Genomic DNA, 10,388 nt, shown 5'->3' on the forward strand with positions numbered 1-10,388 from the left:
TCGTCGGCAGGAACGGGCTGAGGTAGCCGGCCAGCGAGGTTTCGGGCCGCGAGCCGCGCGTGCGCTCTGGCCTGCCACCACTTGCGACAATGAGCGCATGGTGAACGGTTCCGCGGATGCGGTCGCGTTCCGGCTCTGGCCACCGGTCGCGATCGGCGCACCGCTGCTCGTCGGCTGGCTGGCCACGCTGGTTTGGGGTGAGCCGGTCGACCTCGGCGGGTGGCGGATTCCGCTCGGCTGGGCGCTGGTGCTGTTCTTCGTCGGGTGGAACGGCTGGTCGCTGTGGCTGTTCCGCCGGCACGAGACCGGGCTGCTGCCGGGGCAGCCGACCCAGGCGATGATCGAGGAGGGGCCGTACCGTCTGTCTCGCAACCCGTTGTACGTCGGCCTGCTCACGCTCTACCTCGGGCTGGCACTGCTGGCACCCACGTTTTGGGGGCTTGTGCTGTTCCCGGCCGCGGTGCTTCTCGTCCTCTGGGGCGCGATCCGCCCCGAGGAGCGGTTCCTCCGCAAGCGGTTCGGCGCGCAGTACGACGACTACACGCGGCGAGTGCGCCGCTGGCTGTGACCGAACCCGGCCAGGTCGATCGTCACCGGACCGCCAGTCGGGTCGGCGCCGGCCACGAGGCTGAACGGGACGCGGAACACCCGGCCCGGCGCGGCCGGCCACGGCAGCCGGACCGAGCCGATCCGGCGGCCGTCCTGGACGGCCACGACGTGGGGCAGCGCCCGGAACTGCGACGTCCACAGCTGCAGCTGCCCCCGCACCGGCACAGGGCCGCCGGCACGGATCAGCTGCGGCGCGACCCAGCGCAGCGGCGCCTCGCAGTTCAGCTGCGGACCGGCGGTAACAGAGGCAGAGCCGTCGAGGTGGGCGAGGACCGTGGCCGCGACGTGCCGGCCGTCCAGGGCGGCCATGTCGGCGGTGTCGACGGGGTGCAGGAGGTTGCCGGCCGCGAACACCCCCGGCCGGCTCGTCGCCAGGCCCGTGTCGACGCGGGGGCCGCGGGTCCCGGCGTCCAGAACAAGCCCACCGGTGCGGGCCAGCTCATGCTCGGGGATCCAGTCGGCGGTGAAGACGACGGTGTCGCACGGCACCCGGTGGTGCCGCCCGGTTCGCAGGTCCTCGACGTCGACGGACGTGACCCGCGAACGGCCGTTGACGGCGACGACCCGGGTGCGCGCCAGGACCGGCACGCCGAATGCGACCCTGCCGGTGAGCCGGAAGGGCGCGTAGGAGTCCGGGGTGGTCATGAGCACGGGCCGGCAGCCGGCGTGGCGCAGCGTGAGCACGGCGGACCAGCTCACGAGCTCCGCGCCGACAATGACCGCGCGTTTGCCGATGTCGCGGTGGTACAGGTGGACGAGCTGCTGCAGCTGCCCGGTGGTGTACACGCCGTCGGGCCGGTCGCCGGGGATGCGCCGCGCAGGGCGGGGCCGTTCGCGGGCGCCGGTCGCCAACACGATCGCGTCGGCCTCGACGACCCTGCGCCCGTCCGGCGAGGTGACTTCCAACGCGCGGTCGCCCGCCCAGCCGGTCACCGAGGCCGAGGTCGCCAACCGTGCGCCGGCGGTGCTGGCAGCCGACGTCAACCGGCGCGCATACGCCGGGCCGGAGACGAAGCGGCGCAGGTCGCGCAGGCCGTACCCGAGATGGTCGCTGTGCCGGGGAATCCCGCCGGTCTCCGCCTCCCGCTCCAGCACCAGGACCCCGTCGCCGAGCCGGCGCGCGAGAGCGGCGGCGGCGGTCAGCCCGGCCGGCCCGCCACCCACGACCGCGACCCGCACCCGCTCGATCACGAGAAGTCACCGGGCGAGCCGCTGAGCGCGGCCAGCTGAGCGCCGCAGTAGAAGCCCTGGCAGCGCCCGTTCATCGCCCTGGTACGGCGGCGCAACCCGTCGAGGTCGGCGGGCGGGATGGGTGAGCGGTACGCGTCGCGGATCTCGCCGCGGGTGACCCGCTCGCAGAAGCACACGATGCGGCCGTACTCCGGGTCCGCATCGATCCGCGCCGCGTCCTGGTACGGGCGTACCCCGGCCTCACCGAGATTCGGCATCCGCGGCGGGTCGGGCAGGTACGGGCGTGGTGTCAGGTCGAGCGCTTCGCCGAGGAGGCCGCCGACGTGCTCGGCGATCGCCATCCCTGCGGTCAGCCCGGTGGAGCGGATCCCGCCGACAAGCACGTACCGATGAAGGGCATCCACGTCGATGAGGTAGTCGTCGCGGTCGATCGCGGCGCGCAGGCCGGCGTACGTCGCGGTCACCTCCTCCTCCAGCAGCTGCGGCATGAGCTCTCGGCCGCGGTCGAGCAGGAACGCGAGGCCCCGCTCGGACGTGCCGGTGGCGGTGCGGTCCTCGAGGTCCTCGGCGGTCGGGCCGAGCATGACGTTGCCGTAGATGGTGGGGCTGATCAGGACCCCCTTGCCGGCCTTCGACGGCACCGGCAGCACAATGCACGGGGCGAGGGGCCGGGCCAGCTTGTCGAACACGAACAGCTCACCGCGGCGCGGCGTCACCGTGAACCGTGCGTGGCCGAACAACCCGTCGAGCACGTCGGCGCCGAGCCCCGCGGCGTTGACGACCCACCGGGCGGTGACGTCGCCGCCGGCACAGGTGAGGCGGGTGGCGTCCGGGCCGACCTCGACGCCTGTGACCCGGCGCCCGCGCAGCAGCGTCACACCGCGGTTGACCGCGTCGATCGCGAGGGCCAGGTTCGTCGTCCACGTGCAGGTGATCGACTCCCCGGGCACGGTCAGGCCGCCCAGCGCGCCGGGGCCGAGGGCGGGCACCCTGCGGTACACCTCGTCCGATTCGATCAGTTCGCAGCCGGTGTACCCGTTACGCTCCGCCTTGCCCCGCAACGCCGGCAGCGTCTGGAGTTGCTCGTCGGTCCACGCGACCAGCAGCGCGCCGGTCCGCTCGACGGGGATCCCGGTCGCCGCCGCATAGTCGCCGAGCATCGCGTACCCGCGAGCGACGAGACGCGCCTCGAGGGTCCCGGGCGTCGCGTCGAACCCGGTGTGCAGGATCGCCGTGTTGGCCTTGCTGGTGCCGTCGCCGACGTCGTCGCGGGCCTCGATCAGCGCCACGGTGAGCGACGTACCGCCGAGCAGCCGGGCGATCGCGGCGCCGACGATACCGGCGCCGACGACGGCGATGTCGAAGTCGGTGGTCATGGCGTCGACAGGGTGGCGGCGGCCGCGGCGTGCCAGCGGGCGAGATGGTCGGCGGCCCGGTCCGCGGACCATTCGGGCTCGTACGTCGCCGACGGCCGCCACCCGCCGGTGACGTCCGCCGCGGTGAGCGCCGGGTCGAGCGCGAGGGCGGCGCAGGCGGCGGCGCCCAGCGGGGTCGCGTGCGGCGACGGGTAGACGTCCACCGGCAGCTGGGCAAGGTCGGCCTGGGCCTGCATCAGGACCCGCGACCGGGTCAGCCCGCCATCGACCCGCAGCCTGTTCAGCGGCGTGCCGAGGTCGTCGCCGACCAGCGCGGTCAGCGCCGCGACCTGCGCCGCGACGCCTTCCAGGACGGCCCGGACGAGGTGGCCGCGGCCGGTGCTGAGCGTCATGCCGCTGAACGACGCGGTCGCTCCGGCGTCCCACCAGGGGGCGGCGAGCCCGGCAAGGGCCGGCACGCAGAGCACGCCGGCGCCGTCCGCGGCGGCGACGGCGTCGAGCTGGTCGGCGCCGGTGATGAGCCCGAGGTCGGTGAGCCAGCGGACCGCGGACGCGGCCGTGTACACCTGCCCGTCGACGCAGTAGTCGACGGCGTCGCGCAGCCGCCAGGCGATGGACGTGGACAGCCCGGACCGGGACCGGACGGCAGCGCCACCGAGCTGGGCGAGCAGGAACGCGCCGGTGCCGTAGGTGCACTTCGCCGTCCCGGCGGTCAGGCACGACTCGGCCAGCAGCGCCGCCTGCTGGTCGACGATGAGCCCGGTCACCGGGACGTCCCCGCCGAACGCGCCGGTGCTGCCGACGACCGCGTCGCTGGCCACGATGTCCGGCAGCGCCTCGGCGCCGAGCCCGAACACGTCCAGCAGCTCGCCGTGCCACCGGCCCGAGTCCAGGTCCAGCAGCAGCGATCGGCTGGCCGTCGACGCGTCGGTGACGAACGCGCCGCACAGCTGGTGGACGAGCCACGTGTCGGTGGTGGTGACGACCCCGCCGGTGGTGAGGTTGTCGCGGATCCAGCGCATCTTCGGCGCGGAGAAGTACGGGTCGAGGACCAGCCCGGTCAGCGCCGCCACCTTCGCGGCGGATTCGGCCCGCGCGGCGCAGATGGCCTCGGCCCGCCGGTCCTGCCAGACCACGGCCGGGGTGAGCGGCGCTCCGGTGTCCCGGTCCCACGCGAGGACCGTTTCGCCCTGGTTGGCCAGGGCGACCGCGTCGAGGGGTACCCCGGCGGCGGCGACCGCACGGCGCCCGGCGGTGAACACGGAGTCCAGCAGCGTGAGCGGGTCCTGCTCGACGGCGCCGCCGGCGAGGTAGCCGGGCCGCAGCGGCTCCTCGGCGATCGCGAGGACCGTCCCGTCCGCGCCGGTGACGATGGCCTTCGTGCCCGACGTACCCTGGTCGATCGCGAGAATGTGCATGTCCACGTCGCCTCCACGTCGGTGTATACCAGCTCCGCCGCGCAAGATCGACGGGACGCGACCAGCCGGGGCTCAGGCCCACGCCGCGTGACCGGTCGGTTGCCGGCCGCGCCGCCCGCCACCGCGAAGGTGAACAGCAGATGTTGCGGGCATGAACTCCGCCTTCGGAGCCTCGGCGCTCGGCAGGACGGGTCCTACCGTCGTGCCTATGACCACCATGGTGCGGCCTCGGGTCGGCGTCGCCGCGGCCCGGGATCTGGCCGAGTCGCTGCTCACCGACCTGCCGCTGCGGTGGGCACACACCGCCGGCGTGGCCCGCCGGGCCGCCGAGCTGTGCGCCACGATGGACGCCGCCGACCGCGACCGGGTCGTGACCGCCGCCTGGCTGCACGACATCGGCTACGCCGAACCGGTCATCGACACCGGCTTCCACCCCCTGGACGGCGCCCGGTTCCTGCGCCGCTCCGGCTGGACCGCCCGGATCAGCGCCCTGGTCGCCCACCACTCCGGCGCCTGCTACGTCGCCGAGGTCCGCGGCCTGCACCACGAGCTCGCGGAGTTCCCGCGCGAGCTGTCACCGGTCGCGGACGCGCTCACCTACGCCGACCAGACCATCGGCCCGGACGGCACCCGCGTCGACGTGCGGGCCCGCATGGCGGAGATGCTCGCGCGGCACGGCGCCACCTCGGACAACGCCCGCGTCCACCACCTGCGCGCCCCCGACATCCTCGCCGCCGCCGAACGCGTCGAGCACCGCCTCCGCGGCGCAGAACAGTTCACAACCGCCTGAACAGGCTGCGCTGGTCCGTCAGCGGCTCGGGATGGATCTCGGCAGGCCGAAGCGTGGAAGGACGCTGTTCTCGAAGCGGATCAGGGCGCGGATCCGGTCATCGGCCAGGGTGAGGACGTACAGGCCGACCCCGTGGCTGACGCCGTCGGGGGAACGCAGGTACGCGCCGAACGCGGGCTGTCCGTTGGCCCGGGTCGGGACGAGGTCGAACCGGCGGCCGGAGCGGAAGATGCCGGCGAAGAAGTGGGTGACGACGGCGCGGCCGGCGTATTCGAACGGCATCGGCGGCATCGACACGAAGGCGTCGTCGGTCAGCAGGGTCACGATAGCGTCGATGTCGGCAGACTCCCAGGCGCGGGCGAACGCCGCCACGATCGCCTCCTCGGCGGGCGAGCCGGCGGTGGGTGGTGGGGCCGACGGCCGCCGGTACTCCAGGGTGGCCCGCGCCCGCTTGAGGGCGCTCTTCACCGACTCGACGCTCGAGTCGAGCATGCCGGCCACCTCGGCGGCGTGGAACCCGAGGACGTCGCGCAGGATGAGCACCGCGAGCTGGCGCGGTGGCAGGAGCTGCAGGGCGGTCACGAAGGCCAGGGATACGGCCTCGGCCTGCTCGTAACGCGCCTCCGGGCCGAGTGGGCCGAGTGGGCCGCCGGACCAGCCACCGGCCGGCCCGTCGAGCATCGCGTCGGGCAACGGCTCCAGCCAGACGACCTCGCCGCGGCCGGTCGGTTCGGGCGGTACGACGTTCGGCACGTCCCACTCCTTGGCCCGGCGCCGGCCGGCCGACCGGCGCGCGTTGAGGCAGCGGTTGGTCGCGATGCGGTAGAGCCAGGTGCGCAGCGAGGATCGTCCCTCGAACCCGGCGAAGCCCTGCCAGGCGGCCAGCAGCGTGTCCTGCAGGGCGTCCTCGGCGTCCTGCACCGATCCGAGCATCCGGTAGCAGTGCACCTGCAGCTCCCGGCGGTACGGCTCGGTCAGCTCCTGGAACGCCTCGGCGGTCGCTTCCTTCACGGTGCGGTTCACCCCTTCCCTGCCAGGTTCGCATGTTCACCGTGTACAGACACCGGCCGGCGGTGAAAGGGGGCGCCCCCTTTACGACGGTCCCGGTGTCTGCATCACCGGTCACAGTCAACCTCGGTAAGGAGACCCACGAGATGGGCAGAATCATCATCACCACGAACTCGTCGCTCGACGGCGTGGTCGAGGACCCCGACGGCAAGGAGGGCTTCCGGCTCGGCGGCTGGTTCCACCGGCACGGGGGCGCGGACCTCGAGGCGTGGGCCCAGGTCGAGCTCGACGAGGCGCTGAGCGCCGCGGCGTTGCTGGTCGGCCGGCGCAGCGACGAGTGGTTCGCCTCACGGTGGCTGTCCCGGGACGGCGCGTTCGCGGACCGGTTGAACGAGCTGCCGAAGTACGTCGTGTCGACCACCCTGCAGCAGGCGCTCTGGAGCAACGCGACGGTCCTGCCCGGCGACCCGGTGCAGGCGGTCTCGGCGCTGCGGCGCACGGTGGACGGCGACATCATCGTCTACGCCAGCTACGAGCTCTGCCGGACGCTGATCGAGCACGACCTCGTCGACGAGCTGCGGCTGATGATCTTCCCGGTCGTCCTCGGCGCCGGCGCGCGGCTCTTCGGCGAGACCAGCGGCGCGAAGCCGATGCGCCTGCTCAGCGCCCGCACCGTCGGGGCCGGCATCGCCTTCGTCAGCTACGGGTTCACCCGGGACGCCGGCACGGCTGGATAACGCACAGCGATGAGCCCGGCCTGTTTCGCGCCAGGCCGGGCGGCGCTCCCCCGGGATTTCCCGCACAATGGCGAATACCCCGGTCAACGGCGAGCGGAGGCACGATGCCCGAAGATTCGTATGCGCGTGGCAGCACCGGCGTGGCACTGCTCGGTGACACGATCGGCGCCAACCTGGACCGGACGGCGGCGCGGGTCGGTGATCATGAGGCACTGGTCGAGTGCGCCAGCGGGCGGCGGTGGACGTATTCGCAGCTGAACGCCGACGTCGACGCGTGTGCCCTGGGCCTGGACGCGCTCGGTGTGCACATGGGTGACCGGGTCGGCATCTGGTCGCCGAACTGCGCGGAGTGGGTGTTCGTGCAGTACGGGACCGCGAAGCTCGGCGCGATCCTGGTCAACATCAACCCCGCCTACCGCACCCACGAGCTGGCGTACGTGCTGCGCCAGGCCGGCATCTCGGTGCTGGTCGCCGCGCCGCAGTTCAAGACCAGCGACTACCGGGCCATGGTCGCCGAGGTCCGCGGCGACTGCCCCGACCTGCGCGATGTGGTCTTCCTCGGGGATCCGGAGTGGGAGCGGCTGCTCGCGACCGGGCGCGCCGCCGACCGCGGCCGGCTCGCCGAGCGGGCGGGCCAGTTGTCGGCCGACGACGCGATCAACATCCAGTACACCTCGGGCACCACCGGCTTCCCCAAGGGCGCCACGCTCAGTCACCACAATCTGCTCAACAACGGCTTCTTCGTCGGCGAGGGCTGCGGCTACACGGAGGCCGACCGGATCTGCATCCCGGTGCCCTACTACCACTGTTTCGGCATGGGCATGGGCAACCTCGGCGCCACCACCCACGGCGCCACCATGGTCATCCCGGCACCGGGGTTCGACCCGGCCGCCACCCTGCAGGCGGTGCAGGACGAGCGCTGCACCTCCCTGTACGGCGTCCCGACGATGTTCATCGCGGAGCTCGCGCTGCCCAACTTCGCCGACTACGACCTGTCCAGCCTGCGCACCGGCATCATGGCGGGCTCGCCCTGCCCGGTGGAGGTGATGAAACGGGTCGTCAGTGAGATGGGCATGACCCAGGTGACCATCTGTTACGGGATGACCGAGACGTCACCGGTGTCCACCCAGACCGGCGCCGACGACGACCTCGACCGGCGCACCTCCACCGTCGGTCGGGTCCACCCCCACCTGGAGATCAAGGTCGCGGACCCGGACACCGGCGAGACCGTGCCGCGTGGCGAGACCGGCGAGTTCCGCACCCGGGGCTACTCGGTCATGCGTGGCTACTGGAACGAGCCGGACAAGACCGCCGACGCCATCGACGCCGACGGCTGGATGCGCACCGGTGACCTCGCGGTCATGGACGACGCCGGCTACGTCAACATCGTGGGCCGGATCAAGGACATGGTGATCCGCGGTGGTGAGAACGTCTATCCGCGCGAGATCGAGGAGTTCCTCTACACCCACCCGGACATCGCCGACGCCCAGGTGATCGGCGTGCCGGACGAGCGCTACGGCGAGGAGCTCATGGCCTGGGTGCAACTGCGGCCGGGCGCCCCGCCCCTCACCGCCGAGTCACTGCGGCAGTTCTGCCACGGCAAGCTCGCCCACTACAAGATCCCGCGGTACGTAAAGATCGTCGACGCCTTCCCCATGACCGTCACCGGCAAGGTCCGCAAGGTGGAGATGCGCGAGGTGTCGGTCGACGAACTCGGCCTGCAGGACGCCGCCGCGATCAGGAACGCATAGGGTGGAGCCAGGAAACGGGCGGAGGTAGGCATGGCCGAGATGGTGCTGTTCCATCACGCGCAGGGACTCACGCCGGGGGTCGTCGCGTTCGCCGACGACGTGCGCCGGGCCGGACACACGGTCCACACGCCCGACCTCTTCGACGGCCGGACCTTCGGCAGCATCGAGGAGGGCATGGCGTACGCGACGCAGCTCGGATTCCCCGGAGAGATCCTGCGGCGGGGCACGGAGGCGGTGTCGGGACTGCCGGCCGAGCTGGTGTATGCCGGCTTCTCCCTCGGCGTGCTGCCCGCCCAGCTGCTGGCGCAGACCCGGCCCGGGGCGCGCGGTGCGCTGCTGTGCTACTCGTGCGTGCCGGTCACCGAGTTCAGCGCCGCCTGGCCCGACGACGTGCCGGTCCAGGTGCACGGGATGGACGCCGACCCGATCTTCGTCGGCGAGGGCGACATCGACGCCGCCCGGGACCTGGTCGCGCAGGCGAAGCACGGGGAGTTGTTCCTGTACCCCGGCGATCAGCACTATTTCGCCGACAGTTCGCTGCCGACCTATGAGCCCGAGGCGACCGCCCTGCTCCTCTCGCGGACGCTCGACCTGCTGGATCCGCCGAGCTAACGGGTGCGTCCGGGAGCGCCCGCGCCGGCGGAATGACCGGACCCGCGGGCGCACCGGCCGGTCAGGACTTCGGCTTCGCCGCGCTCCACTTCATGCCCCAGTTGTACGCGGCGTCCAGCGGCGGGCCCCACGAGCCGTTCTCGTTCGAGATGATGTAGTTCGACTCGCGCCGGACCACCAGCTCACCGTCGACGTTCTCGATGAGGAACAGGGCCACCGTCACCGACTTCACCGTGCACTCGTCGAGGCGCATCTCGATCGGGGCGCCGTGCTGGGGGAACATGGTGGCGACCGCGTCGAGCCCGGCGAACGTGTCCGCGCCGGAGTAGATGTTGGCGTAGATGAGGATCCGGCGGAACTTGTCGGTGTGGTCGAGGTTGATCGTGAGGTTCTCGCCGGTCAGGGATCCGCCGGTGCGGTCGTCGCCGTCGAGCAGGATGTACGGCGGCTCGGTCAGCGAACCGAACCGCTCGCCGAGCGGGGTGACGCTCCACTTCTGGCCGTTGCTGAGCTCGTACAGTGCGCACAGGTCCAGGTCGAGGTCCGCCTGCGGGGTGACCGAGCGCTTGCCGAACAGGCCGCGCTTCTCGACGGAGCGCATGCTCCAGTTGAGGTTGACCCGGAGCGTGCCGGACGTGCCGCCCTGCTTGGCGAGCGAGACCGTCGGCGCCTGCTTGGTGAGCGTGACCTTGGTGAGCCGCACCGGCGCCGCCGGCGGAGCGGGCGGCGGTGACGGCACGGCAACCGGCGGGGCGGGCGGCGGTGCGACGGCGACCTGCGGGGCGGGCGGCGGCGGCACGGCAACCGGCGGGGCGGGCGGTGGGACGGCGACCGGCGGGGCGACGTGAGCAGCCGGCGCGGGCACCGGTGGCGGGGTGGTCGCCGGCGCGTCGTCG

The 10,388-nt window shown here is 72.6% G+C and carries 9 protein-coding genes and 1 pseudogene; 5 read left to right on the forward strand and 5 right to left on the reverse strand.

The annotated features are described in order from the left end of the window. The first annotated feature begins 97 nt into the window (after positions 1–97). A complete protein-coding gene (locus Dsi01nite_RS10970; protein ID WP_203845985.1) occupies positions 98–568 on the forward strand; it encodes a methyltransferase family protein in 471 nt (156 codons plus the stop codon). On the opposite strand, the gene Dsi01nite_RS10975 is transcribed toward Dsi01nite_RS10970, so the two are convergent. Genes Dsi01nite_RS10975 through Dsi01nite_RS10985 form a run of 3 tightly spaced genes read right to left on the reverse strand, consistent with a single transcriptional unit; the run spans position 538 to position 4,594 of the window. After that, positions 538–1,800, reverse strand: a complete 1,263-nt coding sequence (locus Dsi01nite_RS10975) for an NAD(P)/FAD-dependent oxidoreductase (RefSeq protein ID WP_203845986.1) — start codon at positions 1,798–1,800, stop codon at positions 538–540. The two genes, Dsi01nite_RS10970 and Dsi01nite_RS10975, sit on opposite strands and share 31 nt — an antisense overlap. Next, complete coding sequence (locus Dsi01nite_RS10980; RefSeq protein ID WP_203845987.1) at positions 1,797–3,176, reverse strand: NAD(P)/FAD-dependent oxidoreductase; 1,380 nt, start codon at positions 3,174–3,176, stop codon at positions 1,797–1,799. The genes Dsi01nite_RS10975 and Dsi01nite_RS10980 overlap by 4 nt, the downstream gene beginning before the upstream one ends. Next, positions 3,173–4,594 carry an FGGY family carbohydrate kinase gene (locus Dsi01nite_RS10985; protein WP_239135824.1) on the reverse strand — a complete coding sequence of 474 codons (1,422 nt, stop codon included), beginning with the start codon at positions 4,592–4,594 and terminating at the stop codon, positions 3,173–3,175. The genes Dsi01nite_RS10980 and Dsi01nite_RS10985 overlap by 4 nt, the downstream gene beginning before the upstream one ends. Positions 4,595–4,802: 208 nt before the next feature. Between Dsi01nite_RS10985 and Dsi01nite_RS10990 the strand changes: the two genes are divergently transcribed. Continuing rightward, complete coding sequence (locus Dsi01nite_RS10990; RefSeq protein WP_239135823.1) at positions 4,803–5,384, forward strand: HD domain-containing protein; 582 nt, start codon at positions 4,803–4,805, stop codon at positions 5,382–5,384. Positions 5,385–5,402: 18 nt separating this feature from the next. On the opposite strand, the gene Dsi01nite_RS10995 is transcribed toward Dsi01nite_RS10990, so the two are convergent. Beyond that, on the reverse strand, positions 5,403–6,407 hold the full coding sequence (locus Dsi01nite_RS10995) for a sigma-70 family RNA polymerase sigma factor (protein WP_203845989.1): 1,005 nt from the start codon (positions 6,405–6,407) through the stop codon (positions 5,403–5,405). Between the two features lie 131 nt (positions 6,408–6,538). Between Dsi01nite_RS10995 and Dsi01nite_RS11000 the strand changes: the two genes are divergently transcribed. From Dsi01nite_RS11000 to Dsi01nite_RS11010, 3 genes are all read left to right on the forward strand, one after another. Next, entirely contained in the window at positions 6,539–7,129 is a 591-nt protein-coding gene (locus tag Dsi01nite_RS11000; protein ID WP_203845990.1) for a dihydrofolate reductase family protein, read from the forward strand. Positions 7,130–7,233: 104 nt separating this feature from the next. Beyond that, on the forward strand, positions 7,234–8,880 hold the full coding sequence (locus Dsi01nite_RS11005) for an AMP-binding protein (RefSeq protein WP_203845991.1): 1,647 nt from the start codon (positions 7,234–7,236) through the stop codon (positions 8,878–8,880). 30 nt (positions 8,881–8,910) lie between these two features. Then, on the forward strand, positions 8,911–9,492 hold the full coding sequence (locus Dsi01nite_RS11010) for a dienelactone hydrolase family protein (protein WP_203845992.1): 582 nt from the start codon (positions 8,911–8,913) through the stop codon (positions 9,490–9,492). Positions 9,493–9,553: 61 nt separating this feature from the next. On the opposite strand, the pseudogene Dsi01nite_RS11015 reads toward Dsi01nite_RS11010, so the two are convergent. Further along, a pseudogene (locus Dsi01nite_RS11015) lies at positions 9,554–10,388 on the reverse strand (hypothetical protein); the annotation flags it as partial.

The organism is Dactylosporangium siamense, assembly GCF_016862795.1.
In the GTDB taxonomy this organism is placed as follows: domain Bacteria; phylum Actinomycetota; class Actinomycetes; order Mycobacteriales; family Micromonosporaceae; genus Dactylosporangium; species Dactylosporangium siamense.